General features: G+C 68.4%; 21 protein-coding genes and 1 pseudogene. 10 read left to right on the top strand and 12 right to left on the bottom strand.

The genetic code is table 11. The features are described from left to right. Both GRX01_RS09995 and GRX01_RS09990 read left to right on the top strand, forming a co-directional pair. On the top strand, positions 1-258 hold a 258-nt coding region (locus GRX01_RS09995; RefSeq protein ID WP_159666507.1), incomplete at its 5' end, for a J domain-containing protein. A 195-nt stretch (positions 259-453) separates the two neighbouring features. Next, positions 454-2,076: a GTPBP1 family GTP-binding protein gene (locus GRX01_RS09990; RefSeq protein ID WP_159666504.1), complete on the top strand. Its 1,623-nt coding sequence runs from the start codon at positions 454-456 to the stop codon at positions 2,074-2,076. Between the two features lie 33 nt (positions 2,077-2,109). Here the strand turns inward: GRX01_RS09990 and GRX01_RS09985 are convergent, their stop codons facing one another. From GRX01_RS09985 to proS, 6 genes are all read right to left on the bottom strand, one after another. After that, positions 2,110-2,832, bottom strand: a complete 723-nt coding sequence (locus GRX01_RS09985) for a hypothetical protein (RefSeq protein ID WP_159666501.1) — start codon at positions 2,830-2,832, stop codon at positions 2,110-2,112. A gap of 66 nt (positions 2,833-2,898) precedes the next feature. Next, on the bottom strand, positions 2,899-3,609 hold the full coding sequence (locus GRX01_RS09980) for an HAD-IA family hydrolase (protein WP_201289562.1): 711 nt from the start codon (positions 3,607-3,609) through the stop codon (positions 2,899-2,901). Between the two features lie 23 nt (positions 3,610-3,632). After that, positions 3,633-4,196, bottom strand: a complete 564-nt coding sequence (locus tag GRX01_RS09975; protein WP_159666495.1) for a hypothetical protein — start codon at positions 4,194-4,196, stop codon at positions 3,633-3,635. 13 nt (positions 4,197-4,209) lie between these two features. Then, positions 4,210-5,145, bottom strand: coding sequence for a methenyltetrahydromethanopterin cyclohydrolase (gene mch, locus GRX01_RS09970; RefSeq protein WP_159666492.1), 936 nt, complete (start codon positions 5,143-5,145; stop codon positions 4,210-4,212). A gap of 93 nt (positions 5,146-5,238) precedes the next feature. Beyond that, positions 5,239-9,786: a glutamate synthase large subunit gene (gltB, locus tag GRX01_RS09965; RefSeq protein ID WP_159666489.1), complete on the bottom strand. Its 4,548-nt coding sequence runs from the start codon at positions 9,784-9,786 to the stop codon at positions 5,239-5,241. A gap of 280 nt (positions 9,787-10,066) precedes the next feature. Further along, entirely contained in the window at positions 10,067-11,566 is a 1,500-nt protein-coding gene (gene proS, locus GRX01_RS09960; RefSeq protein WP_159666486.1) for a proline--tRNA ligase, read from the bottom strand. 301 nt (positions 11,567-11,867) lie between these two features. On the opposite strand from proS, the gene GRX01_RS09955 reads away from it, so the two are divergent. Further along, positions 11,868-12,311 (top strand): GNAT family N-acetyltransferase, encoded by a 444-nt coding sequence (locus tag GRX01_RS09955; RefSeq protein WP_201289561.1) that lies wholly within the window; start codon positions 11,868-11,870, stop codon positions 12,309-12,311. A gap of 1 nt (position 12,312) precedes the next feature. Here GRX01_RS09955 and GRX01_RS09950 read toward each other — a convergent pair whose 3' ends face one another. Further along, complete coding sequence (locus GRX01_RS09950; RefSeq protein WP_159666480.1) at positions 12,313-12,807, bottom strand: hypothetical protein; 495 nt, start codon at positions 12,805-12,807, stop codon at positions 12,313-12,315. A gap of 208 nt (positions 12,808-13,015) precedes the next feature. Between GRX01_RS09950 and GRX01_RS09945 the strand changes: the two genes are divergently transcribed. The 3 genes from GRX01_RS09945 to GRX01_RS09935 all read left to right on the top strand — a co-directional run bounded on the left by GRX01_RS09945 (position 13,016) and on the right by GRX01_RS09935 (position 16,088). After that, positions 13,016-14,941, top strand: coding sequence for a beta-CASP ribonuclease aCPSF1 (locus GRX01_RS09945; RefSeq protein WP_159666477.1), 1,926 nt, complete (start codon positions 13,016-13,018; stop codon positions 14,939-14,941). A 266-nt stretch (positions 14,942-15,207) separates the two neighbouring features. Beyond that, a complete protein-coding gene (locus GRX01_RS09940) occupies positions 15,208-15,597 on the top strand; it encodes a methylglyoxal synthase (protein WP_159666474.1) in 390 nt (129 codons plus the stop codon). A gap of 71 nt (positions 15,598-15,668) precedes the next feature. Further along, on the top strand, positions 15,669-16,088 hold the full coding sequence (locus GRX01_RS09935; protein ID WP_201289560.1) for a DUF7332 family protein: 420 nt from the start codon (positions 15,669-15,671) through the stop codon (positions 16,086-16,088). A 4-nt stretch (positions 16,089-16,092) separates the two neighbouring features. Here GRX01_RS09935 and GRX01_RS09930 read toward each other — a convergent pair whose 3' ends face one another. From GRX01_RS09930 to GRX01_RS09915, 4 genes are all read right to left on the bottom strand, one after another. Then, entirely contained in the window at positions 16,093-16,947 is an 855-nt protein-coding gene (locus GRX01_RS09930; protein WP_321168009.1) for an endonuclease III domain-containing protein, read from the bottom strand. Between the two features lie 88 nt (positions 16,948-17,035). Beyond that, positions 17,036-17,473, bottom strand: a complete 438-nt coding sequence (locus GRX01_RS09925) for a DUF371 domain-containing protein (RefSeq protein WP_394351378.1) — start codon at positions 17,471-17,473, stop codon at positions 17,036-17,038. A gap of 95 nt (positions 17,474-17,568) precedes the next feature. Continuing rightward, positions 17,569-18,456 (bottom strand): DUF368 domain-containing protein, encoded by an 888-nt coding sequence (locus tag GRX01_RS09920; protein ID WP_159666595.1) that lies wholly within the window; start codon positions 18,454-18,456, stop codon positions 17,569-17,571. A 162-nt stretch (positions 18,457-18,618) separates the two neighbouring features. After that, complete coding sequence (locus GRX01_RS09915; RefSeq protein WP_159666465.1) at positions 18,619-21,999, bottom strand: oligosaccharyl transferase, archaeosortase A system-associated; 3,381 nt, start codon at positions 21,997-21,999, stop codon at positions 18,619-18,621. A 104-nt stretch (positions 22,000-22,103) separates the two neighbouring features. On the opposite strand from GRX01_RS09915, the gene aglG reads away from it, so the two are divergent. The 3 genes and pseudogenes from aglG to aglJ all read left to right on the top strand — a co-directional run bounded on the left by aglG (position 22,104) and on the right by aglJ (position 25,315). Further along, complete coding sequence (gene aglG, locus GRX01_RS09910) at positions 22,104-23,024, top strand: glucosyl-dolichyl phosphate glucuronosyltransferase (protein WP_321168011.1); 921 nt, start codon at positions 22,104-22,106, stop codon at positions 23,022-23,024. 65 nt (positions 23,025-23,089) lie between these two features. Then, positions 23,090-24,184, top strand: a pseudogene (locus GRX01_RS19615) (glycosyltransferase family 4 protein). A 123-nt stretch (positions 24,185-24,307) separates the two neighbouring features. After that, positions 24,308-25,315: an S-layer glycoprotein N-glycosyltransferase AglJ gene (gene aglJ, locus GRX01_RS09900; RefSeq protein ID WP_159666459.1), complete on the top strand. Its 1,008-nt coding sequence runs from the start codon at positions 24,308-24,310 to the stop codon at positions 25,313-25,315. Here aglJ and GRX01_RS09895 read toward each other — a convergent pair. Next, positions 25,277-25,603, bottom strand: a complete 327-nt coding sequence (locus tag GRX01_RS09895; RefSeq protein WP_159666456.1) for a DUF5789 family protein — start codon at positions 25,601-25,603, stop codon at positions 25,277-25,279. The genes aglJ and GRX01_RS09895 overlap by 39 nt on opposite strands. 144 nt (positions 25,604-25,747) lie before the next feature. On the opposite strand from GRX01_RS09895, the gene GRX01_RS09890 reads away from it, so the two are divergent. Continuing rightward, the gene (locus GRX01_RS09890; protein ID WP_159666453.1) at positions 25,748-25,957 is read left to right on the top strand and encodes a ribbon-helix-helix domain-containing protein; all 210 of its coding nucleotides are present in this window, start codon (positions 25,748-25,750) and stop codon (positions 25,955-25,957) included. The last annotated feature ends 41 nt before the right edge of the window (positions 25,958-25,998 follow it).

The following is a 25,998-nucleotide window of genomic DNA, read 5'->3' as shown; positions in this document are numbered from 1 at the left end:
GTCGGCCCGCGCGGCGCCGACGGGCGGGGCGGTCGAGCCCGCGGGCGCGGCCCGACGGGCGGCGCCTCCATGTCCGGGAACTCGGGGATGCCGCCCGGCGACGCGCGCCGGACCCTCGGCGTCGACGCCGACGCCTCCCAGTCGGAGGTGAAGGCCGCCTACCGCGACCGCGTGAAGGAAACGCACCCGGACTCCGGCGGCGACGAGGAGGAGTTCAAGCGGGTGAACCGAGCCTACGAGACCCTGACGGACGACTGACGGGACCGCCCGGAGCGCCCGTGCGCGTTCGACCGACCCGTTCCCGCACGGTCGACCGCTGCGTGTCCGCGAGGTCGACCGGATGTGCGCTCGCACGCTCGACCGTGATCCGACGCGGGAGACCCGTCAACTACTGTGATATAGAGTCACATACACGTGAAAACCGTTATACCTGCCCACCGCTACCCGTCGGCTATGGGCGCTGACCGGGCCGTGCTCACACGGACCATCGAGCGCGGCGAGGAGGAGGGCGGGAACGTCGAGTTCAAGACCCGCCTCACGCGGGAGGTCCATCTCGCGGAGGGACGCATGGAGTCGCTGGCCGCGCAACTTCGCCACCGGGTGCTCTCGGGCGATGGCGAGGCGCTGTACGTGATCGGCGTCACCGACGACGGCGGCATCGCCGGCATCCCGCCGACCGCCTTCTCGGAGTCGATGGACGTGCTCTCGCTGTTGGCCGAGGAGGCGGACGCCCACATCCACGAGGTGGAGACGTGGGGCGTCGGCGACGGGGAGGCCGAGGGGGGGCTCGTCGGGCTCGCGACGGTCCGCGAGGGCGCCGCCTTCGAGGCGGACGACGACCACATCGTCGTCGGCACCGCCGGCCACGTCGACCACGGCAAGTCCACGCTCGTCGGCACGCTCGTCACCGGACAGGCCGACGACGGCGAGGGCGGGACGCGCTCGTATCTCGACGTACAGCCCCACGAGGTGGACCGGGGGCTCTCGGCGGACCTCAGCTACGGCGTCTACGGCTTCGACGACGACGGCCCGGTCCGCATGGACAACCCGGACCGCAAGACCGACCGCGCGCGCGTCGTCGAGGAGGCCGACCGCCTCGTCTCGTTCGTCGACACCGTCGGCCACGAGCCGTGGCTGCGAACGACGATCCGCGGGCTCGTCGGGCAGAAGCTCGACTACGGGCTGTTGACGGTCGCCGCCGACGACGGCCCGACCAAGACCACCCGCGAACACCTCGGCATCCTGCTCGCGATGGAGCTGCCCACGATCGTCGCGATCACGAAGGTCGACGCGCCGCCGGAGGAACGCGTGCTGGAGGTCGAGCGGGAGGTCGAGTCCATGCTTCGGGACGTGGGCGAGACTCCCCTGTTGATGGAACGTCACGGCGTCGCGACCGCCGTCGAGGAGATCGGCGACGGCGTCGTGCCCGTGCTGCAGACCTCGGCGGTGACGGAGCACGGGCTGGGCGATCTCGATCGAATGCTGGAGCGCCTCCCGAAGCGCGAGAACGACGCCGACGGCGACTTCCGGATGTACGTCGACCGCTCGTACGACGTGAAGGGCGTCGGCGCGGTCGCCTCGGGCACGATCCGCTCGGGGGAGGTGGAGGCGGGCGACGAGTTGCTCCTCGGGCCGATGCCCGACGGCACCTTCCGCGAGGTGGAGGTGCGATCGATCGAGATGCACTACCACCGCGTCGACAAGGCCCGCGCGGGCCGGATCGTCGGCATCGCGCTCAAGGGCGTGAACGAGTCGGAGGTCCAGCGCGGGATGGCGCTGGTACCGCGGGGGACCGACCCGCGGCCGGTCCGCTCGTTCGACGCCGAGGTGATGGTGCTCAACCACCCGACCCGGATCCAGGAGGGGTACGAGCCGGTCGTCCATCTGGAGACCGTCAGCGAGGCGGCCGTCTTCCGTCCGGAGGGCGGTCGCCTGCTCCCCGGGGACACCGGCGAGACGGAGGTCCGGTTCAAGTTCCAGCCGTACCTCGTCGAGGAGGGCCAGCGGTTCGTCTTCCGGGAGGGACAGAGCAAGGGCGTCGGCACCGTCACGGGCGTGACCTACGCAGACGAGTGAGTGCCGACACCGTCTGTCCGGCGGCGACCGCGTTCAGTCGCGCAGGGTTACGTAGGCGTTCCTGACTAGTTCCGGGAGGGTCCCGAGAATGGCCCGCGGCGCGCCCCGTCTGGCCCCTCCGAGCGCCCGTTTCAGGGCGTCCGCGGCGTTTCGGTGGACACCGGACCCGTGACCGACGAGGACCCGATTCACTGGGAGTCCGCCGAGCGCACCCGTCGGAGGTACCAGACGGAGGTGCGGCATCACCGCCAGCCGCTCCCCCGGGTTCGTGTGTGAGTCCATCGTGGTCAGCGCGTCCCCGACGACGAGCGTTGCTTGCCCGGGATGGTAGAGCGCGACCTCCCGCCAGAGCCGACTCACGACCGGCACGGTACGGAAGCCGGTGGCGGCGGGGCCACCGGTGAATTCGGTCGTCTCCGCGTCGACCGCGAGGTCGCCGAGATGCTCGTGAACGAACACCCGAACGCCGTGGCGGTCAGCCACCCGCGCGGCATGGCGACAGTGATTGTCGCTCAGTACGAGAACCCCGGCGACGGACCCGAATTCGGCGATCTCGGCGTCGAGTCCGTCCGCGTCGATCGGGTCGACGAGCCAGACCGCACAGTCGTCTCCGTCGCCGCCATCGTCCGCGCCGACGGCGATCGCGTGACTCGTCCGCTCGAACTCCTCGTCGGGGTGGGCGACCCACGAGAACCCGTCGGCCCATCGGCCGATCACCGAGAGGTCGTCGCCGACGCCGTATCGCTTCAGCGGCACGGTGGCGTCGTCACGGGGGGCGGATAAGTGTTCGATGATTCTGCGGACGGCTCCACGAACAGCCTGTCAGCTTGCGTCTCTGTGGCCGGTATCGCCCCGTCTCAGCGCCCGCAACGACGACACCCTGATCGCTCCACCCGGGAGCGGGTCGCGGTCGCCGACCACGACGGCCTCCATCCCGGCCGCGAGTGCGCCCGCCGCGTCCGACTCGGGGGAGTCGCCGACGTGAACCGCGTCGCTGGCGAGGACGCCGAGCGCTGACAGTCCGGCATCGAACGCTCTCGGGTCGGGCTTCGCTGGCGCGTCGTGGCCCGCGAACACCACCTCGGCCGCACGTTCATCGAGGCCCACCGACCGAGATTTCGCGGCCTGCGCGTCCGGCGGACCGTTCGTCACGACGGCGTACGGGGTCCCGTGTTCGTCGAGCGCGTCCAGTAGGTCCCGTGCCCCCGGTAACCACGTCACGTTCGTGTGATCGCGCTCTTCGGCGAACGCCCGCGCCACCGCGCGGCCGAGGTCCGAGTCGCGGCCGCGCTCCTCGCAGAGCGCGGCGAAGCATTCCGCACGGAGTTCCGCCATCGAGTCTGTCCGGTCGTTGAACTCGGCGAAGCGGTCGTAGTACGCCTCCACCGGGAACACCGGGTCGACGCCGACGGCATCGAAGGCGCCCGCGAGCACCTCACCCGGCGACCGCCGATAGGAGACGAGCGTGTCGTCGAGGTCGAACGTGATCCCCGCTGCGTCGGCCAACGGGGCTGCGAGTCTCGGCGGGTTCACGTTCTCACGCATCGTCGTCTCCCTCACATATCGCTGTCGCCGTCCGAGTTCTCGCGGAGGTCTCGGAGGATCCCCGTCGCGACGTACGCGCCGTCGCGTTCCTCCGCGAGACCCAGCAGCACGAACCACGCCAAGTGACGCCCGACACGCTCGCGCCACACCGACTCCCAGTCGTTCGTCCGGAATCGCTCCCAGTTCGGCACGCGGTCGACGAACGCCGCGAACGCCTCGTCGACGGTGAGGCCGCCGCCGCCCTCGTCGGAGTTGCCTGTCGCTCCCCCCGCTGCGAGAAGCGCGTCGGCGACGTCGCCGGCGCCGTACACGCCCGACAGGAAGCGATCGCGCACGTACGCCGGCGTCGGGTCAGCGGGGAGTCGCTTGAAGCCGTCGTCGGTCTCCTCGGCGAGCCCGAGGGCGCGGAGGAACGTGAGCCACGTGCGGGCCACGTCGCGCGAGCGGAACCCCAGTCGCCGCATCAGCCGGGCACAGCAGTCGTCCTCGCTGCCGGGGACCATCGGCACCGCGGCCTGCGCGTCCGCGACGAACGCGACCGTCTCGGGCGCCTCGGGGACGAGTTTGAACTTCATCGCCCGCGGCGGTTCACTGGTAGTCGAACGACGCCGCGAGCAGGTCCTCCCGGGTCTCGCCCAGCGCGTACGTCGGCCCGTCGAGCACGTCGACGGTGACCGCGGCGGGCGCGAACACCGACTCGTCGATCTCGTAGAAGTCGTAGTCCGCGTCCGCGAAGACCTCCGCGAACGGACGGCCGAACTCGTCGGCCGCGCTGGAGGGCACCTCGTCGAAGCGGTCGAAGTCCTCGGCGACGGTGAGGTGGACCTCGCCGCCGTACGCGAGCGCGTCGTTCGTCCGGCCCATCGCCTCGGTCTCGTCGTAGCTGACGGGCGCCACCGGCGCCGAACCGGCGGCCGACTCGATGAGCTCGGGATCGTATCCCAGCTCGAACAGCCGGAAGACGGCGAGTTCGGCGGCGCGCGCGGCCGCGGTCACGCTCCCGGCCGTCGAGCCCAGCGCCGTCGTCGGGAGGTAGACGGCCTGCTCGTTCACGTTCGCACGTTCGGCGACCTCGGCGACCACCTCGTCGTCGGGGAGCGTCGCGCTCTCCACGCAGAGGACGGTGAGGTCGAACTCGTCGTAGTAGCCCAGCGCCTGAAACTCCCGTTCCTCGCCCACGAGCGCGCGGGCGGGCCCGGAGCCGAGCCCCGAGAAGTGCTCCGTCTCCAGTTCCCACCCGGCCTTCTGTGACCCGAGCAGCGCGACGCCCGGATGGTCCGTCGTCAACTCGACGTGGGGGGTGGGCGAGCCGTCGACGCGACCCATCCCGGTCTGGAGGGTCGCCAGTCCGGCGGTCTGTATCTCCGCGAGCAACAGTCCCGCCTCGATGCCGCCGTCGGCGTCGACGCCAAAGTCGACGACCGTCGCGCCGGAGTCGAGCTCGTAGGCCGCGAGATTGAGTTCGTCGACGAAATCGAGTGCCTCGTCGACCAGCTCCACCGCCATGCGATTGAGGCTGTCCATGGACGGGTTTGGACGGCATCCCGGTTAAGTTCGGTCTTGTCGGGATGGACGGCCGTCGAATCGTCACCGTGGATGCCGCGTTCGCGTTCCGCCTCAGTCGTCGCCCACGACGCCCGCCCCGAACTCCGCGGTCGCGGCGCCGGCCTCGGCGACGTCGGGGAGCTGCTCGCGCACGTCGTCGCCGCGGCCCTCCGCGATGACCTCCGCGTAGGCGTCGGGGAGCACGCGCGTGAACTCGCCGACGACCGACTCCCAGTCGTCGAGCAGCTCGCGCGCGCGGTCGCTGTCGGTGCGCGCGAGGTGGTTCTCGACCAGCCGGCGCAGCATCGCCTCGTCCTGATCGGTCAACTCCTCGGAGAGGCTCACCATCCCCTTGTTCGTCTTCGCGGCCAGTTCGTCGTCGGGGTCGTGGACGTACGCGACGCCGCCGGACATGCCCGCCGCGAAGTTGCGGCCGACCTCGCCCAGCACCGCGACGACGCCGCCGGTCATGTACTCGCAGCCGTGGTCGCCGACGCCCTCGACGACGGCCTTCACGCCGGAGTTGCGGACGCCGAAGCGTTCGCCGGCGACGCCGTTCACGTACGCCTCGCCGTCGGTCGCGCCGTACAGCGCGACGTTGCCGACGAGGACGTTCTCGTCGGCCTCGAAGCCGGCGTCCTCGGGCGTCTGCACGACGACCGTGCCGCCCGAGAGGCCCTTGCCGACGTAGTCGTTGGCGGCGCCGACGAGGTGGGCGTCCACGCCCGAGGCGAGGAACGCGCCGAACGACTGCCCCGCCTCCCCGCGGAAGTCGAGGTCCAGCGTGCCCGCGGGGAGACCGTCCTCGCCGTGCGCCTGCGAGATTCGGTTGGACAGGGTGGCGCCGATCGCGCGGTCGGTGTTGTCGACGTCGACAGCGAGCGCGGCGGGCTCGCCCGTCTCGACGCCGTCGCCCAGTTCGTCGAGCAGCTCCCAGTCGAGCGCGTCCGCGAGGTCGGGGTGCTCCTGCTCGCGCACCTTGTGACGCGGCCCGTCGTCGCTCGGCTCGGCGATGAGCGCCGAGAGGTCGAGCTTGCTCGCCTTCGGGTGATCGATCTCGCGCTGGGAGAGGCAGTCGACGCGTCCGACCAGCTCGTCGACCGCGGTGAACCCCAGATCGGCCATGATCTCGCGCAGCTCCTGCGCGATGAAGGCCATGTAGTTGATGACGTGCTCGGGCTCTCCGGGGAAGCGGTCGCGCAGGTCCTCGCGCTGGGTGGCGACGCCGACCGGGCAGGTGTTCTGGTGGCACTGCCGGGCCATCACGCAGCCCGAGGAGACCATCGAGGCCGTCCCGAAGGCGAACTCCTCGGCGCCCAGCAGGGCCGCGACCGCCACGTCCCGACCGGTCTTCAGGCCGCCGTCGGCCGAGACGGTGATCCGGTCGCGCAACCCCGTCGCACGCAGCATCTGGTTCGCCTCCGCGACGCCGAGCTCCCATGGGAGCCCGGCGTTCTTGATCGAGGTCTTCGGCGACGCGCCCGTCCCGCCGGAGTGGCCGGAGATGTGGACGATGTCCGCCTCCGCCTTCGCCACCCCGGCGGCGATGGTGCCGATGCCGGCCTCGGAGACGAGCTTCACGTTGACGTCGGCGTCCGGGTTGGCGGCCTTCAGGTCGTATATCAGCTGCTTCAGGTCCTCGATGGAGTAGATGTCGTGCAGCGGCGGCGGCGAGATGAGGCCGACGCCGGGCGTGGAGTAGCGCACCTGAGCGATGTACTCGTTCACCTTCGATCCGGGGAGGTGCCCGCCCTCGCCGGGCTTCGAGCCCTGCGCCATCTTGATCTGGATCTCCTCGGCGTTCGCGAGGTAGTTCGAGGTGACGCCGAAGCGTCCGGAGGCGACCTGCTTCACGCTGCACCCCCGTTCGGTTCCGAACCGCTCGGGCGGCTCGCCGCCCTCGCCGGTGTTGGACTTCGCCCCGATCCGGTTCATCGCGACCGCGTTGTTCTCGTGTTGCTCCGGCGAGAGGCTCCCGAGGCTCATCGCGGCCGTCGAGAAGCGCTCGACGATCTCCTCGACCGGCTCGACCTCCTCGACCGGCACCGGGTCGCGGTCGGAGGAGATATCCAACAGGTTCCGAAGCTCCGCGGGCGTGTCGGGGTCGTTCACCTGCTCCGCGAACTCGTCCCACGCCTCGCGGTCGCCCTCGCGGACGGCGGTGTGGAGGGCGTTCACCGAGTGGGGGTTCCAGCCGTGTTTGATGCCCGAGGAGCGGTGCTCGTACTCCCCCTGCGTCTCCAGTTCGGGGTCCTCCCCGAAGCCGATCTCGTAGCGCTCGCGCAGGTCGGACTCGATCTCCGGGAGGCCGATCCCCTCGGTCCGGATCTCGGTGCCCTCGAAGTACTCGCGGACGAGGCCCGAGTCGAGGCCGACCGCCTCGAAGATCTGCGCGCCCTGATACGACTCGACCGTCGAGATGCCCATCTTCGCCATCGTCTTCAGCAGCCCCATCTCCAGGGCGTCGCGGTACGCCCGCAGCGCCTTCCCCTCGTCGGCGCCGTCGGGGCCGGCGACGATGTCGCGGACCGTGTCGTACGCGAGATACGGACACACTGCGCCGGCGCCGTAGCCGACGAGACACGCCACGTGGTGAACCTCGCGGGGGTCGCCCGACTCGACGACGAGCCCGGCGCGCGCGCGCAGTCCCTCGCGAACGAGGTGGTGGTGGACCGCGCCCGTCGCCAGCAGGCTCGGCACGTGCAGGCGCTCGGGACCCATCTCGCGGTCCGAGAGCACGAGCACGTCTGCGCCGTCGCGGACCGCCTCGGCGGCCGCCGCCCTGAGGTCCTCGACGGCCGTCTCCAGGTCCCCGTCCGGATCGTACGTGATGTCGAGCGTGACCGACGTGAGCGATCCGTCGGTCGCCTCCCCGAGATCACGGAGGGTCGCGGTCTCCTCCTCGGTGACGACTGGGGAGTCGTTGACGACCTGACGGGCGTGCTCGGGCGTCGACCCGAGGAGGTTGCGCTGGGGACCCAGCCGCGTCTCGAGGGAGGTGACAAGCTCCTCGCGGATGTAGTCGATCGGCGGGTTCGACACCTGCGCGAACAGCTGCTTGAAGTAGGTGAACAGCGGACGGTCGAACTCCGAGAGCACCGAGAGGGGCGTGTCGTCGCCCATCGATCCGACGGGGTCCTTCCCCTGTTCGGCCATCGGGCCGATGAGGTGATTGAGCTGGTCGGTGGTGTAGCCGAAGGCCGCCTGCCTGCTCCGCAGGTCGTCGTCGGGCCCCGTCTCCGGGCTCGGTTCCGCCTCGGCGGTCACGTCGGACAGGTCGCGCTGTTCGGCGTCGACCCACTCGCCGTACCGCTCCTCGGTGAGGTCGGCGAACACCTCCTCGTCGTCGAGGACGCGCCCCTCGGTGCGGTCGGCCACGAACGTCTCGCCCGGGCGGAGTCGTCCGCGCTCGCGCACCTCGCTCGGGTCGTGCTCCAGCGCGCCGACCTCGCTGCCCATCACGAGGCGGTTGTCGGTCGTCACGTCGTAGCGACACGGGCGGAGGCCGTTGCGGTCGAGCACGCCGGCGACGCGGTCGCCGTCGAAGCCGATGACGAGCGCGGGCCCGTCCCACGGCTCGACCAGCGAGGCGTGGTAGTCGTAGAAGTCGCGCCGAGCCTCGCTCATCGCGTCGTCCTTGCGGTACGCCTCGGGGATCATCATCCGCAGCGCGTGCGGGAGCTCTCGCCCGCCGTTGAGCAGGAGGTCGAGCGTCTCGTCGACCGACGCCGTGTCCGACTGGTTCGGGTCGGAGATGACCGGCCGGACCGCGTCGAGCTCCTCGTCGGTGAACCCCCCGTCGGCGAGGTCCGACTGCCGCGCTCGCATCCAGTTGACGTTGCCCTGAATGGTGTTGAACTCGCCGTTGTGGACGATGTTGCGGTACGGGTGCGCGAGGTGCCACGCGCCCAGCGTGTTCGTCGAGAACCGGGCGTGCACCAGCGCGACGCCGGTGTCGAGGCGTCCGTCGCTCAGATCGGGGTAGTAGGCTGGGAGTTGATCCGCCTTCAGCAACCCCTTGTAGACGAGACGCTGTCGGTCCAGCGAGCAGACGTAGAAGCGCTCGCCGCCGTCGACGCCCTCGACGGCCGACTCGAGCGCCCGTCGCGCCACGTAGAGTCGGCGGTCGAACGTCTCCTCGTCGAGGTCCGCGCCGTCGGCCGGCGCGACGAACGCCTGCCACACGTCAGGCTCGGACTCCAGCGCCGTCTCCCCCAGATCCGCGGCGTCGGCGTCGGTCGGCACGTCGCGCCACGCGAACACCTCGAGGTCGTACTCCGCGAGCGTCGACTCGAACAGCGCCCGCAGGTCCTCGCGCGCCGCGTCGTCGAACGGCATGAACACCGAGCCAACCGCGTACCGTTCCGGAAGGTCGCCGACGACGGCCTCGAAGAACTCGTCGGGCCGCTCGATCATGATGCCGGCGCCGTCGCCGGTGTTCTGTTCCGCGCCCGTCGTGCCACGGTGTTCAAGGTTCTCCAGCAGGTCGAGTGCGTCCGATACTACTTCGTGTGATCGCCCGCCGTCCAGGTCGACGACGGCCCCCACGCCACAGTTCGAGCGCACGTCACTGGGGTCCGCCAGGCCCCCGACGTGCGCCGACGCGTCCGGCTCAGTCATGGATGCCGGTTCTCGTGGCCCCGATAAAGGGTTGACCCTAAACGGCTAAGGGTGTGTTATTGCCATATTAGGATATTATAGGACAACCGTATCCTCTCGAACGACCGTGAACGATCCCGATCGCTGGACGGCGTACTGTGACTCGAACACGAGTTATGATTCGTTTCGTTGACAATCGAACGCCGTCGCGAAACGAGCGGTCGGTGGGGGCGATCACGGCACCAAGGGCGGTCAAAGGGCCCGATACGATCACGGCTGTCGGGACGACGGGGCGGCGACCTCAGTACGACTTCGCGAAGTACGCGGTCCGCGTCGCGTCGTCGTCGCAGACGGCGCAGGTGTCGTCGTGGTCGGTGCCCCGACGCTCGTCGTCCTCCTCGAACGGGACCATGACGATCTCGGCGGCGATCTGCTCTTTGATCGCCTCCTCGCAGGTCTCGTCGCCGCACCACGGCGCCTTCACGTAGCCGCCGTGCTGGCCGATGGTGCCGAGGATCTCGTTACGGGAGTCGGCCTCCCGCACCTCGCCTGCGAGGTTCTCCTCGGCGGCGGCGTACAGCTTCGCGTACACCTCGTCGAGGTGCTCGCGGGTCGCCTCGGCGACGCCGTCGCGGTCGACGGTCGACTCCTCGCCGTCGGGGCGGTGCACGACCGTGACCTCGTCGTCCTCGACCTCGTAGGGGCCGATCTCGAAGCGGACGGGGACGCCGTTGAGTTCGTGCTCGTTGAACTTGAAGCCGGGATTGCGCGTGTCGCGGTCGTCGAGCTCGACGCGGATCCCCGCGTCCTCGAGTTCCTCGGCGACGCCCTCGGCGTACTCCAGCACCTCGCCTCTGGTGTCCTCCTGCCAGATGGGAACGATCGCCACCTGCGTAGGCGCGACCGTGGGAGGCAAGACGAGCCCCTGGTCGTCGGAGTGTGTCATGATCAGCGCGCCGAGCGCTCGCCACGACAGCCCCCACGAGGTCGTGTGTGCCGTTCGCTCCGCCTCGTCCTCGTCGGAGAAGGTGATGTCGAACGCCTCCGCGAAGCTCGTCCCGAGGTAGTGGGAGGTGCCGCCCTGGACGGACTTGCCGTCGGGCATCAGCGCCTCGACCGTCGTGGTGGTGTCGGCGCCGGGGAACTTGTCGTGGTCGGGCTTCTGACCCCGAAGGACGGGGATGGCGAGGAAGTCCTCGTACACCGACTCGTACTGGTCGAGCCGGGTCATCGTCTCGTCCCATGCCCCGTCGCGGTCGGCGTGGGCGGTGTGGCCCTCCTGCCAGAGGAACTCCTTCGTGCGGAAGAACGGCTTCGTCTCCGTCGCCTCCCAGCGCACCACCGAGCACCACTGGTTCACCCGCAGGGGGAGGTCGCGGTGGCTCCGCACCCATTGACTGATGTAGGGCGTGATGATCGACTCGGAGGTGGGACGGACCGCGAGGCGCTCCTCCAGTTCGTCGTGACCGCCGTGGGTCACCCACGCGACCTCGGGGTCGAACCCCTCGACGATGTCCTTCTCGGCCTCGAGGTACGACTCGGGGATGAACATCGGGAAGTAGGCGTTCTGCACCCCGGTGTCCTTGAACTTCGCGTCGAGGAATCCCTGCAGGCGCTCCCACAGCTCGTACCCCCGCGGTCGGGTGATGATGAACCCGGACATCCCCTCGGGCGCGTAACTCGCCAGCTGCGCCTTCTGGACCACCTCGGCGTACCACTCGCCGGTCTCGTACTCCTTCGACTTCGTGATCCCCAACTCCTGGTCGTCGTCGCCGGAGTCGGGGGACTCGTGTTCGCTCATACTCGTGGATATCGGACTGCCGTCTTAAACTCGGTGCGATCGGTCCGGGGCTCGGTGAGAGCGCGAGGGGCTCGGGTTGACCGGCCCGGTAGCGTGGAGAAGTGGATGCGTGGCTACGCGCCACGCGGCGGAGACGGGACGTCGACGCGCCGCTGGGCGCGGGATCGAGTGGCGACCCGGGAGCGACGTTCGGCGTTCACAGCCGGAGGAACCCTCGCCGCCGACAAGGACGTTTCCCCGGCGTGTCATCGGGTACCGTGCGTCGCCAACGCTTACGGCCGCCGCCGCGGAAGTCGCGGTCGTGACACTCAGGCCCGTCGAACTCGACGGCGACGACACGGAGGAACTCCTCGCGCTCCACCGGGAGTACGGCTGGTGGGACGAGCGCGAGCGCGAGGACGTGGCGCGCGCGCTGGCGAACACGGACCTGGCGCTCGGCCTCCGCGACGGCGACGAGTTGGTCGCCGCCGCCCGCGTCCTCACGGACTTCGTCTACTACGCCCGCGTCTACGACGTCGTCGTCGCCACGGACCGCCGCGGCGACGGGGTCGGTCGGAGGCTTCTGGACGTGCTCACGGACCACGAGCGCCTCGACGACGTGAACCCGGTCCTCCTCTGTCGCGAGGGGCTGGTGCCGTTCTACGAGTCGGCGGGCTTCGAGCGATACCCGGAGTCGGTCGCGGTCCCGGACGACGACGCTCCCGACGAGGAGGACCTGGTGACGCTGATCCATACGCCGAGCTGACCTAGCCCTCGCGTGGCTCCACCGCGAACGGACTGGCGCCCTCCCGCCACGACCAGCCCGGAAGGCGGGTCTGAAAACCGGCGGCGAGCGCCGCGTCGAGGTCGTCCGCGCCGGCGGCGTCGTCGGGACCGCCGTGTACCCGGGTGTCCGCGAAGTGGAACGTCGCCTCCGCCAGCAGCGCGAGCGGCTGGCCCCCGGCGATGGTCGACGCAAGCCGCCGGCCAAGCAGCTCGTCGACGACGAAGCCCGGGTAGTCCCCCTCCACGTCGAGGTCACGGAGGAGTCCGGCGAGGGCGGCGACGTTGACCGCGCGGTCGCCGTCGGCGAACACGCTGTCGACCTCGCGCCGGTACTCCTCGTCGGTGACGGCGTCGACCTCCGTGTCGAACAGTTCGCCCAGCGCGGCCCGGGTGTCGTTGAGCAGGGGGACGACCGTGGGCGCACGCTGGCCCAAGCGGTCGCGCTCCGTCGCGACGGATGCGGGCGTGAGTCGCATACGAGTCGTTCGAACCGGGGCTTGGTAGTGGTTTGCGAAGGGTTTTATAACACGCGGGGGATAGAGGAAGTCAAGCGGGTTTTCCGTCGCCCACGAGGGCACCTACAACGGAGCGTCCCGTACGCATGCAGTCTTCAACTCACAGTCGACCCGAGGGCGTCGCGTCCGACAGCCGCGCCCTCCGGGACCCGCGACGATCCTCTCACATATGAGTCAAGTCGAGAAGCAGTTAGCCGACACGAAAGCACAGATCGAATCGGAGATCCCCGACGACGTCTCCGTCACCGACGTGAAGTACGAGGGACCGGAGCTGGTCGTGTACACGCGCCACCCGAAGGAGTTCGCTCAGGACGGCGACCTCGTCCGACGGCTCGCCTCCAAACTCCGCAAGCGCATCACCGTCCGTCCGCATCCTGACGTGCTCTCCGATCCGCGGGAGGCCGAGTCGAAGATCGAGGAGATCATCCCCGACGACGCCGGCGTCGCCGACCTCGACTTCCACGAGGACACCGGCGAGGTCGTCATCGAGGCGGAGAAGCCCGGCATGGTCATCGGCCGTCGGGGCTCGACCCTTCGGGAGATCACCCAGGAGGTCGGGTGGACCCCCGAGGTCGTCCGCACGCCGCCGATCGAGTCCTCGACCGTCTCGAACGTGCGGAACTTCCTGAAGCAGGAGCGCGAGGAGCGTCGCGACATCCTCGAACGCGTCGGTCGCACCATCCACCGCGAGGAGATGGCCGACGAGCAGTGGGTCCGAATCACGACACTCGGCTGCTGCCGAGAGGTCGGGCGCGCCTCGTTCATCCTCAACACCGCCGAGACGCGGATCCTCGTCGACTGCGGGGACAAGCCCGGCGCGGAGGGGGAGGTGCCGTACCTGCAGGTCCCCGAGGCGCTCGGCGCGGGCGCACAGAACCTCGACGCCGTGGTGCTCACGCACGCCCACCTCGACCACTCGGCGCTCATCCCGCTGCTGTTCAAGTACGGGTACGACGGGCCGATCTACTGCACGGAGCCGACGCGCGACCTGATGGGGCTGCTCACGCTCGACTACCTCGACGTGGCGAGCAAGGAGGGCCGCACGCCCCCCTACGAGTCCGCGCAGGTTCGCGAGGCGATCAAACACACCATCCCGCTCGAGTACGGCGACGTGACCGACATCGCGCCCGACGTGAAGCTCACGTTCCACAACGCGGGCCACATCCTCGGATCGGCCGTCTCGCACTTCCACATCGGCGACGGCCTCTACAACGTCGCCTTCTCCGGTGACATCCACTACGACGACACCCGGCTGTTCAACGGCGCGGTCAACGACTTCCCCCGCGTCGAGACGCTCGTGATGGAGTCCACCTACGGCGGTCGAAACGACTACCAGACGGACCAGGAGGACTCCGAAGCGAAGCTGATCGAGGTCATCAACGAGACGTACGAACAGGACGGAAAGGTCCTCATCCCGGCGTTCGCGGTCGGACGCTCCCAGGAGATCATGATGGTGCTGGAGGAGGCGATGCGCACCGACAAGATCCCGGAGATGCCGGTCCACCTCGACGGGATGATCTGGGAGGCGACGGCGATCCACACCACCTACCCCGAGTACCTCCGCGACGAACTGCGCGACCGCATCTTCCACGAGGACGAGAACCCGTTCCTCGCCGACCAGTTCAACCACATCGACGGGGGCGAGGACGAACGCCAGGAGGTCGCCGACGGCGGCCCCTGCATCGTCCTCTCGACCTCGGGGATGATGACCGGCGGTCCCATCATGTCGTGGCTGCGCCATCTGGGGACCGAGGAGAACTCGAACCTCACGTTCGTCGGCTACCAGGCGCAGGGGACGCTCGGGCGCCGTATCCAGAACGGCTGGGAGGAGATCCCGGTTCAGGACCCGCAGAACCGGAGTCGGACCTCGACGATCACCCTGAAGATGGGCGTCGAGACGGTCGACGGCTTCTCCGGGCACGCCGACCGCCAGGGACTGGAGAACTTCGTGAAGACGATGAATCCGCGTCCCGAGAAGGTGCTGTGCGTCCACGGCGACGAGCGCTCCGTGCAGGACTTCTCCTCCGCCCTGTATCACGACTACAACATGCGGACGTTCGCGCCGAAGAACCTGGAGACGTTCCGATTTAAGTGAATCTCCTTTAACGGGGTCCTCCCCGCTCGCTCGTCAGACTCCGTCAAAACCCGTTCATGTCGTCAGAACGCGGAGCGTTCTGACTACTAATCAGAATCGCGGAGCAATTCTGATGATGCCAAACGGTCCGCTCGCTCGGACCTACGGCCCTCGCTCGCGGTACGTCACGGAGTGATACCGTCCGCCAACCTTCCGTGATGCACTCGCGACGCGAGACGGAACGGATCACCGCCGGGACTCAAGTCCCGTCCGGTCGAGAGACGGGTATGCGTCTCGCGCTCATCGCCCACGACGAACAGAAGCCGACCCTCGTCGAGTTCGCCCGGGAGTACACCGACACGCTCGCGAAGCACGACCTGCTCGCGACGGGAACGACCGGCAAGCGCCTCAACGAGGAGACGGACCTCACCGTCGAACGGAAGTCCTCGGGACCGCTCGGCGGCGACATGCAGATCGGCGCCGAGGTCGCCGACGGCGACTGCCACGGGATCGTTTTCCTCCGCGACCCGCTGACGGCCCAGCCACACGAGCCGGACATCTCCGCGCTCCTGCGGGTCTGTGACGTACACGACGTTCCGCTCGCGACGACCTCCGCGAGCGCCGCGTACCTCATCGAGGGGATCGAACGGGAGGGCGCGAAGTATCACGAGGAATAGCCGGCACGCACGACTTTTTGGCCTCGACCGCCGAAGCGACCCCCGTGAGACGCCCGGCTCTTGTACGTACCGTGCTCGCCCTCCTCGTGTCGCTTGCGGCCGTCGGCGGACCGGCCGTCGGGCCCGCCGCCGCGGCCCCCGAGGACTGCTTCGGCGACGGACGCGACCTCGACATCGGCACCGAGGGCCCGACGATCGACCTCGAGGTGTACACGTCGCTGTTCACGAACCTCGGCGGGAAGGGTACGCTCGGGATGTCGGCGATCGGGCACACCGGCGAGTTCGAGGTGATCAGCCTCCGGACGGGCGTCGTCTTCGCGGGCGTCGGCGACCCGGAGGCGTTCCTCGCCGACCCGTTCTCGCGGTTCGCGCTCGCGTTCGACTACACGCTCTCGCTGCCGATGCTCTCGGCGGCGCCCGGGGACTCCACGTACGAGCAGTCGGAGGCGCCCGTCGAGGGCGTCCCCGAGGCGGAGTGCTCGGTGGAGTAGCGGCTCAGCCGTCGGCGTCGGGGGGATCGGCGACCGTCCGGCTCGGGTCGACCGCGTCGCCGGCCAGCTCGTCGATACCTACCCGATCACAGCGGTCGTACAGCGGGCACGCCTCCGGTCCCTCCAGACACGCCGGCTCGCGGGCGGTGCAGCGCTCGCGGCCGAACTGGATCATCGCCGTGTGACCGAAGCCGCACTTCTCGGGCTGAACGGCCGCCTCCAGCGCCTCGCGGACCCCCTCGTGGTCGGCGTCCGCCGGAGCCAGTCCCATTCGACGCGCGATCCGGTGGACGTGCGTGTCGACGGGGAAGACGCCTCCCCGGCCACCCGCGAACAGGAGCACACAGTCCGCCGTCTTGGGGCCGACGCCGTCCATATCGAGGAGGGTCTCGCGGACGGTCGCGGGGTCCTCCTCGCGCACGAACGCGTCGAACCCGTCGGCGCCGCCGTACTCCTCGAGGACCCGCTCGGCGAGCGCGAGTATCCGCTCGGACTTCACGTTGTACAGGCCCGCCCCGGAGATGGTCTCGGCGAGCTCGTCCCGCGCGGCGGTCGCGAGCGACGCCGCGAGGTCGCCGTCCCTCGTGGCCGTCCCTTCGGCCTCCGGTCCGTATCGCGCCATCAACGCGTCGTGGGCCGGCTGGCTCGCCTTGTCGCTGGTGTTCTGTGAGAGTATCGTCCGGACGAGACACTCGAACGCGTCCTGTCCGCCGTACGCCTTCCGCCAGTACAGGTCGCCGAGGGCGTCGACAACGGCCTCCGCGCGCGTGTCGGGATCCTCGGACCCCTCGAACGCCGTCGGACGGCCGCCGCCGGCGTCGCCACCGCTGATGTTCTCGGCCGGTTCGTCGTCGCGCACGCCACGTGATGGGTCGGCATCGTACAAGAACCGTCGCCCGCGCGGTCCGTGAACGCGATCGATCCTCGCAGTTCGCAACGGCCGCCGGCTACGGTTCGACGCGCAGCGTCACCGTCAGCGGCGCGCCCCGTTCGAGCGCGGTTACGAGTCGCCGGTCGAACTCCGCGGCCGCCTTGTCTGCCCCGATCATGATCGTTCGCTCGTCGACGTGGTCGCTCGTCCGACCGACCATGCTCCGGTCGCCCTCGTAGGAGAGGTCGGGGTGGCCGTGCCCCGTCACCGTCTCCGTCGCGTCGGCGGCGCGGAACTCTGCGGTGATCGTCGCGGTCCGGGAGCGGCACGCATCGACGAACGAGCGCGGCACGTCGGCGGGGGTCGTGTCCGCCTCGACCGCGAGGATGCAGTCGCCCGCGGGGGTGAGCCAGTCGTCGCTCGTCACCTCGAAGGTGCTCGCGTGCTCGGCGCTGACGTGCTCGTGGCCCGACGCGCGGACGGTCACCTCGCGTACCGCCTCCCGTTCGTCCATCGCGCTCAGATCGTCCGCCGCGGCGACGTCGTCGTCGCTCATACCGGTTCTGAACGGTGGGGAGACAAAACGCCCGCGGGTCGCGGTCGGCCCGTTCACTCCAGGTCGACGCCGCCGGCGAGGCGGTCGACGCCCACCACGAGGAGCGCCCCGAACGCAGCCGCGACGGCGAACTCTCCGGCGACCGTCGCGGTCCACGCGGCGACCTCCTCGCCGACGCGGGTGACCGGGGCTCGGAGCGCGCCCACGATGAGGCCGATGAGGAACGCGAGCGTCGCCTCGCGACGGGCCGCAAGTGCCGCTCGCACCGCGTGCGCGACGGTCAACAGTCCGACGACGCCGCCCGCGAGGAACGCGACGACCGGGACGCCGGTTTCGACGACCGTCGCCGTCGGCCCGCCGGTCACGGACGCCAACAGCGCGTCGACGAAGAGGGACAGCGCCTCAGTCATGCGCTCGTACTGGCCGAGGATGACCAGCAGGAGCGACCCGGAGATCCCGGGGAGGATCATCGCGCTCACCGCGACCGCCCCGGCGAGGAACGTCGCGAGCGCGGTCTCGCCGAGCGCCGCGGACGCGCGCCCGGAGGCGACGAACGCGAGAACGATCCCGGCGACAGCCGCGGCGATCCGGGCTGGAGAGTCCGCGCGGAACTCGTCCCTGAGTACGACCGCCGACGCGCCGATGAGTCCGAAGAAGAACCCGTAGGTGAGCACGGGAGCCGTCTCCAGCGCGACGTGGAGCGCGCGGGTCACCGTGAGGATCGCGGTGGCGATCCCCGCGCCGAGCGCGAGCAGGAAGGCGCCGTCGACGTCGGTCCAGACCTCGCGAAGCTGGTCGCGGTCACCGAGGAGCCCGTCGAGCGCTCGACGCGCGAGCGCCGGGGAGGCCGCCGTGATCGCGGCGATGAGGCGGTCGTAGATCCCGGTGATCAACGCGATCGTTCCGCCGGAGACGCCCGGAACGGCGTCCGCAGTCCCCATCGCGACGCCCCGGAGGTACGTGCCGAGCGGTCCCTCGTCGCGTTCGATCAGGGTCGCGTCGGCCGTCGGGCTCCCGTCGGATGTCTCGGTTCCGTCAGCCGTCGTCCCCGGGTCCGTCGCGTCCGCGGATCCGATCGCGTCATCGCTTCCGGGGTCCGTCATCTACGGCGCGACGGTGCGGCGGGTCGGAGCGCGGATCGACGGCGCGGCCTCGTCCGTCGTGTCCGTTCCCGACAGCGTCCCGTCGCCCACGCCCCCGCCGGTCGAGCCGTCGTCGATCGAGTCGAGGCCCTCCAGCGAGTCGAACTCCGCGGGAAGCGAACTCGTGTTGTCGGAGCCGTCGGTCGTGTTGTCGGTCTCGGAGCCGTTCTGTGCACCCTCGGGCGCGCGGAGGACCTCCTCGTCGAGCGTCACCGTCACCGTCTCGTCGGTGTCGCCGTTGACGGCGCCCTCGCTCACGTTGAACGTCCCCTGATTGCGGACGATGAACGCCGACTCGTTGCTCTCGGCCTCGCCGGTGACAGTGTACGCGCCCGTCGCGCGGACGCTCACGTTGGTGTAGCCGTTCTCGGGTCCGTACTCGTCGTAGTCGGTCGTCGAGTAGGGGACGGTGAACTCGAACTCGCCGTCCTCGTTCGCGGTCGTCTGCTGTTCGTAGGTGAACGTCGAGGCGTTGCCGCCGGAGCCACCCTCGGGAACCCGCATCTCGACGGTCGCGGTGACCGTCTCGTTGGGGTCGGCGCCGTCACCCTCGACGGTCGCGCCGGGCACCTTCTCGAACGTCTTCACCCACTGCGGCTGCGTCTTCTGCAGCAGCGACGGGCGCAGGCCGAGCGACTGCGACTCCCGCAGCACCGTCCGCTGGTACTGGCTGGAGGAGTACGCCGAGGTCTCGGACGTGCTCACGAGCCGGTAGTGCTCCAGGGCGGGCACGGACTCGCGCGGGAACGATCCGACGCCGCCGATCTGGGCGGTGCCGTCCTCCTCGACGAACTGTTGTGCGGCGCTCTCGTTGGCGAACGTCCGCACCGCCGTCGCGTTCTCGCCCTGCGGCAGCACCTTGTAGGTGGTGCCGTCCTCGGCGGCGACGGTGTCGTAGTCGAACACGACCACGCGCTCGCCGAACAGCGTGTTCACGGTCGGGTCGGCGCGGCTGCCGTGGAACCTGTACAGCCGCACCATCATGCTCTGGTAGTAGCGCTGCTTCTTGTCCTGGAAGGCGACGCCGTAGCGCGTGCCCTGCTGCGTCTGTTGGGCGCGCAGCGTCGGCTCGTAGTAGTCCGACGCGTTCGTGTCGTCGTCGAAGACGACGGGCGCGCCGAACTTCGAGCCGACCGTGACCATCTGCCAGTCGACCATGACGTAGCGCATGTCCTCGGCCTCGCCGTCGTCGTCGATCTCGCGCAGCGATTCCTCGGCTTCCTCTTCGCTGGGCGAGAGGAGGTACTCAGCCGCCGAAGAGGCGCCCTGCTGGAACGGGTTCGCGTGCGGGATCCGCTCGCCGCGCGTGGTGATCCAGTGGCCGTAGTCCCACCACGACATCACGCCGTAGGCACCCTCCGGGTAGTCGTAGTCGCTCTCGGCGGGCCGCTGATAGGTGCCGTAGTAGTCGAGGTCGTCCGCGTTGCCGGCGCCGCCGAGGTTCCCCTCGGCGGGTGTGTTGCTGTTCATCTTCTGCAGGCTCTCGTCCCAGATGGTCACCGCGCCCGGGCCGGTGCTGTTGCCGACGCCGATGGCCGTGTTAGTTCGATCGATGGACGTCTGTCCGGTGTTTCCGAGCGTCAGCGGGACGACGAGCACTGGGCCGAGGACGACCAGCACCGTGAGAACAACTGCAATTGCCTGATACGTCTCGATGTCCGGCATCGAGAGGTCCGCCGAGAAGTCGATCCCGATGATCGCGAGGATCTCCCGGAGGAAGTAGGCGTTCAGCCCCGCGACGGCGACGGCGAGGTAGTAGTTGAAGCGGACCTGCGTGAACGCCGCCGCGGTGATGAACGCCGCCCACACGAACACGAACAGGAGCTCGGCGTCGTAGCGGACGCGTGCGGCCGCGCCGAACACGAGCAGTGCGACGAGCGTCAGGCCCGCCACCTGCGGGTTAAGACCGAGGCCCCTCGAGAGGTCGTTGAAGATCGGCGCTCCGACGAACACGAACAGAACGACGAACGCCGAGCCGGCGAGGTAGTAGTAATCGCTCGTGGTGCCGCGCTTCCACAGCGGCCTGACGAGCATCCAGACGGCTGCTGCGAGGGCGGTGATGAACGCGAAGCCGTATTCAGCGAGTACGACGCCAAATCCGCCGTAGTACTGGACGAGGCCGGATTGGAGGAGCGGCTGCGCCTCGCCGATGGTGCGCGCCGTCGCTGTAGATGAGAAGCCGACGAATCGGAGGAGGTTGCTCTCGATCGTCGTGAACGGCGCCGCCTCGACGAAGATGACGAGGAGGATGCCGACTGCGCCGAGTATACCGACGATCCCCGCGAACGCGTGGTCGTTCAGGCGGTCGTCCTCGAACTCACGGGAGTCGAGTTGGCGGGCGAGGAACGCGAGGAAGACGGCGCCCGCGGCGGTCGCGAGTGCGAAGGCGGGCTGGATGAGGCTCATTGCGGTCGGGGAGAACGTCGCTTCCTCGAACTTGAGGAGGGCCATCAGCGCGGCGACGACCATCGAGACGACCGCAACGAACGCGACGTGGTCCGGAGAACGGTCGCCCGCGTAGTCGGAGACAGTCTGGAACGCGACGTACGCGGCGAAGATACCAAGAAGGAGAACACCTGGTGGCCACGTCCACAGATACAGCCCTATTGCGACGCCCGCGAGCGAACTCCAGATGATTGTGGGCTTCAGTTCGTCCCACTCGCTGGCTTGGACGAACTCCCAGATTGGTCGGTCACGCTGGGCGACCGAGAGCGCGACCATGAGCGCGACGACAGCGAACGCTTGGAAGAACGGTTCCACAATGTTGTGGTCGGCGAAGCCGACGAGTCCGCGACGGAGGAACGTTCCAGGCAGGAGCATCAGGATGACCGCGCCGAAGAGGCCTGCGAGGCGACCTCCGAGGCGTTTCCCGATGAGATAGGTGGGGACCGCGACGAGTGCGCCGAAGACCGCTGGCGCGACGAGGAGGGTCTTGGCAACGAGCACCTCGGAGGGAGATCCGAGACCGACGACGAGGGCCGCGGCCGCGACAAGTTGGTCGTAGAGGGTACCGAATTGGCCGGAGTTGGTCCCGAAGGGATAGTACGTCCACGGGTCCCACGGCATCGTGGAGGGCCAGTTTGCGACGGTGTACCGGACCTGTCTGAGGTGGTACCACGCGTCGTTGCCGTTGAAATACACCTCCCCGTCCCGGATGAAGTTGCCGTAGGACTGGAGGCGGACCCACAGCATGAACACGACGATCGTCAGCAGCGCCGGGATGTGATAGAAGTCACCGAGGATGTCAGTCGGTGACTTCCCCGCGAAGGAGTAGTCGAGGCCCGGAACGGTGGTAGCGGAGCTTCCGCCGTCCGGGGTTGTGTCGCTGTCGCTTCGACTCATTGCATCGATGGACTTGGAAAACGAGGATAAGCCTTGTGAAGTGGTCGCCCACGTCGCCGTTAAAATGCATAACACGTAAGCCACAGACCGTTCTGATGGCCGGCGTGCAAGTCTCCGTCGTCCTCTGTACGTATGCCGAGTCGATGTTCGAGGACTTCCGCGAGGCGGCGGACAGTGTCCTCGACCAATCGTACGAGGAGGTTCAGCTGGTCGTCGTCGTCGACGGAAACGACGACGTGTACGACATGGTGAACGATGAGTACGGAGACAGACACGAGGTCCTTAGCCACTGTAACGACCGGAACGTAGGTCTGTTGGAGAGCCGGAACACCGGCGCTGAACTCGCGGATGGCGACGTGGTCGCCTTCATTGATGACGACGCCGTGGCGGACGGCCACTGGATCGAGAAACTCGTCGAGAGCTACGAGGCGCACGACGTCGTCGCAGTCGGGGGGAAAATGACCGCCGAATGGGTTGCGGGGCGGCCCTCCTTCCTCCCCGAGGAGTTCTTCTGGCTCGTCGGTGTGACACATCGGGGGTTCGCCGAGGGGCCCGGTCCGGTCCGGAACACGTTCGGCTCGAATATCTCTTTCGACAGAGAGGCGTTCCTCGACCTCGGGGGATTCGACACCGAAGTCGGGGGCAGAAAGGGCGATAAGAACCTGCAGGGCGGCGAGACGGAACTGTGTGCGCGTCTCCGCAACAAGTACGGAACGAGCGTCTGGTACAACCCGGATGCGACCGTCGGTCACAAGGTGTTCGAGTATCGAACTGACCCCTTGTGGCTGCTTGACCGGGCGTTCTGGCAGGGGTACTCCAAGCGTGGGATGCAACAGTTCGTGTCCGACTCCGGCGACGAGGAGGGCGAGTTCCTCGGCGATCTGGTGAGGGAGTACGTCCCGAACCGCCTCTTTCGCTTGTTCCGTGACCCCTCCAGTCCAAAGGTACAACAGCTAGTAATGTTGTTGCTGCTAACTGGAGCGGTCGGCTGTGGGTACGTGTACGGTATCGCCAAGTGGGGCTGATAATGGGGGATGAGAATAGCTCGGCCGGCGACTCGACTGCCGACGGCTTCGAAGACGTCGACGGCGTGAACTCGCTTCCCGGCGTCTGTGTCGTGACACATCCGCTCAATCAGGCTGGAGAGAACGCGACACGGACTATAATGAACGTTCTCTCCGCGAACACAACCGTCTCCTTAGTGACCGCTGACCTCCCGGAGAACTCGTCGATCTGGGACGATCACCCAGTTTTCGAGGTATCCGAGTACGGGGCCGGTCAATCGAACGTCTTCACCGCCGTGTACCACTTCCTGCGCAACCAGTTTCGGATGTCAGCACGAACCCACGAGCGTGATGTGGATGTCATCCTGTTCTTTGGAGCCACCTCGTATCTCATTCCCGTCCTGTTCGCGAAGGTGATCGCGAAGAAGATTGTCGTCGAACCACGGGGGGACGTTCCGCTGACACTCCGATTGAACTGGGAACAGCGGATGCCGGCGCCGTTGGCTCGGACGCTGGCCGGACTCGTCCGGCACTTGAGAGGATGTGCTACCGTGCCGCTGACGCGATCGTTACGTACACGCCGTCGATGGCCTCCGAACTTGGATTGACACGTTTCGATGGGAAGCTGTACCCGAACGGCGCACGGTACGTGGATACCGACGCGTTCGATGTGAGCGTACCGTTCGAGTCACGGAGGTCGTCGGATTCGTTGGTCGGCTGGACGAGGAAAAGAATGTCCGAGCGCTCCTAGCGGCGGCAGAGAAGCTCCCCGAGTCGACCGAGTTCCGAGTCATCGGTGACGGTCCACTGCTGAAGGAACTGGAGGCCGCGACGACGACAGACGGGGTCAGCTTTGCCGGCTGGGTCGATCACGATGACGTCCCTGCGGAACTGAACCAGATGCGCCTGCTCGTCCTTCCGTCCGACCCGACCGAGGGGTTTCCAACGACCATCCTGGAATCGCTCGCCTGTGGGACCCCCGTGTACGCGACACCCGTTTCCGGCGTCCCGGACGTGGTCAGGGAGGGGAAACGGGATTTCTCATGACCGATCCGTCTCCCAAGGTCATTGGGGACGATGTCACCACGATCCTCGACCGGGACGATCTCGTCGAGGTTAGCCGTCGAGGTCGAGCAGAGATCATGTGCGACTACGACTTCGAGGCAGCGACACGTCGGTAACGGGACATCCTCGAGGCCCTCGCCTGAATCGGGACGCCCGTTGTGGTGACCGCCCGTCCCGAAGCTACGGGAAGATGGTCGCTCCCGAAACCCCTAACTCGCCACCCACTCCATCTCACACACATGACCGACGACGTCTGCGTCCTCCTCCCCACCTACGACGAGGCGGCCACCGTCGCGGACGTCGTCACGGACTTCCGCGAGCACGGCTTCGAGGACGTCCTCGTCATCGACGGCGGCTCGACGGACGACACCCGTGAGCACGCCCGCGACGCGGGTGCGCGAGTCGAGGTCCAGTCGGGGTCGGGCAAGGGCCAAGCGATCCGCGAGGCCGTCCGTGAGCACGTCACCGCGAACTACGTCCTGATGGCGGACGCCGACGGTACCTACCGGGCGAGCGACGCGGACGCCATGCTCGAACCGCTCCGAAGCGGCACCGCGGAGCACGTCATCGGCGACCGCTTCGCGGACATGCACGAGGACGCGATGACCGGGCTGAACCGCATCGGCAACAGGATCTTCAACGGACTGTTCTCGATCATTCACCGCGAGGACTACGGCGACATTCTCTCGGGGTACCGCGCCTTCACCGTCGACTCCTTCCGGCGGCTCCGCCTCTCGTCCGACGGCTTCGGCATCGAGACGGAGTTGGCCGTCGAGTGCGCGCGCCACGGCGTCCGCACGTCGGTCGTCCCGATCACGTACCTCCCGCGTCCGGACGGCTCGAACACGAACCTCCACCCAGTGCGCGACGGGGGGATCATCCTGATGGCGATCTACCGGCAGGCGAAGACCTCGAACCCGCTGTTCTACTTCGGGAGCGCGGGGGCGGTATCGGGGTTCGCTGGCGCGTTCATCGCCGCGTACGTCGCCTACGACTGGTTCGTCAACGGCATCTCCCACAACGTCCTCGCGCTCGTCGCGGGCGTCGGAATCATCCTCGGCGTACAGTTGCTCATCTTCGGCGTGCTCTCCGACCTGGTCGTCACGCTCCACGGGGAGACGCTCGACCGGGTCGAGGCGCTCGAACGGGAGTTCGATCCCGCCGAGGCCGCGGACAGCCGATCGGGGAACGCCGACGTTCCGGACGACTCAGAAGGGCAGGATCGAGCGGACCCGCCCGAGCAGTGATCCCGCGCCGCTGCGTCTGCGGTCCTCGAAGATCGGATGGAGGCGATTGAGGAGGTCCCGCTCGGTCTCGAACCGCTCCTCGGGGAGCTCGCGGAGCACCTCCGCCAGGTCGAGCGTGTTGCCCGCGGCGTCGTAGGGGACGCCGGTGTTCCCCATCGACGCGATCAACTCCTCCGTCGTCGCCGGAAACTGCACGCCGGCTCGATCGAGGCGCGCGTCCAGCGCCGCGATGCCGAACTCGATGGATTCGGGCTCCTCCGTGTCCCCCTGCGGCGGTCTGGCTGCCATTACGCCGCGTTGCCGCCCCGGGGACTAAAGCGGACGGGCCCGCGGACGCGAGGCGGTGCGCCGCGACGAGTCGTCCCTCCCGGTGTCGCCGTCGCCGCCGTCGGCTCCGTCGCGCTTATCGGTCGGGCGTTCCTCCTCCGACCCATGACTGACTACACCACCGTTTCCATCCCGAAGGACCTCGCCGAGCGCGTCGATGAGACGCTCGAGGGGACGAGCTTCTCGTCGACCTCGGATCTCGTGCGGTTTCTCCTCCGAAGCATCGTGATCCAACACCAGAAGCAGGGGTCGCTGTCGGAGGCCCAGTTCGAGGAGATCACGGAGCAACTCCGCGACCTCGGCTACCTGGAGTAGATCGCGGTCGCAACGTTCGATCCGGTCCGTCCACGCTTTCC

This window comes from Halobaculum saliterrae (genome assembly GCF_009831625.1).
Classification (GTDB): domain Archaea; phylum Halobacteriota; class Halobacteria; order Halobacteriales; family Haloferacaceae; genus Halobaculum; species Halobaculum saliterrae.
Note: the sequence above shows the minus strand (reverse complement) of the source record. Positions and strands in the feature narration are given on the sequence as shown.

Bases quoted from the DNA above. Each gene is read 5' to 3' on its own strand.
- GRX01_RS09925 (WP_394351378.1), bottom strand. From the start codon at position 17,473: ATGGACGAACGGGAGGCGGTACGCGAGGTGACCGTCCGCGCGTCGGGC.
- GRX01_RS09940 (WP_159666474.1), top strand. From the start codon at position 15,208: ATGCGTCTCGCGCTCATCGCCCACGACGAACAGAAGCCGACCCTCGTC.
- GRX01_RS09945 (WP_159666477.1), top strand. From the start codon at position 13,016: ATGAGTCAAGTCGAGAAGCAGTTAGCCGACACGAAAGCACAGATCGAA.
- aglJ (WP_159666459.1), top strand. From the start codon at position 24,308: ATGACCGACGACGTCTGCGTCCTCCTCCCCACCTACGACGAGGCGGCC.
- GRX01_RS09915 (WP_159666465.1), bottom strand. From the start codon at position 21,999: ATGAGTCGAAGCGACAGCGACACAACCCCGGACGGCGGAAGCTCCGCT.
- GRX01_RS09890 (WP_159666453.1), top strand. From the start codon at position 25,748: ATGACTGACTACACCACCGTTTCCATCCCGAAGGACCTCGCCGAGCGC.
- gltB (WP_159666489.1), bottom strand. From the start codon at position 9,786: ATGACTGAGCCGGACGCGTCGGCGCACGTCGGGGGCCTGGCGGACCCC.
- GRX01_RS09920 (WP_159666595.1), bottom strand. From the start codon at position 18,456: ATGGGGACTGCGGACGCCGTTCCGGGCGTCTCCGGCGGAACGATCGCG.
- proS (WP_159666486.1), bottom strand. From the start codon at position 11,566: ATGAGCGAACACGAGTCCCCCGACTCCGGCGACGACGACCAGGAGTTG.
- mch (WP_159666492.1), bottom strand. From the start codon at position 5,145: ATGGACAGCCTCAATCGCATGGCGGTGGAGCTGGTCGACGAGGCACTC.
- GRX01_RS09950 (WP_159666480.1), bottom strand. From the start codon at position 12,807: ATGCGACTCACGCCCGCATCCGTCGCGACGGAGCGCGACCGCTTGGGC.
- GRX01_RS09895 (WP_159666456.1), bottom strand. From the start codon at position 25,603: ATGGCAGCCAGACCGCCGCAGGGGGACACGGAGGAGCCCGAATCCATC.
- GRX01_RS09990 (WP_159666504.1), top strand. From the start codon at position 454: ATGGGCGCTGACCGGGCCGTGCTCACACGGACCATCGAGCGCGGCGAG.
- GRX01_RS09975 (WP_159666495.1), bottom strand. From the start codon at position 4,196: ATGAAGTTCAAACTCGTCCCCGAGGCGCCCGAGACGGTCGCGTTCGTC.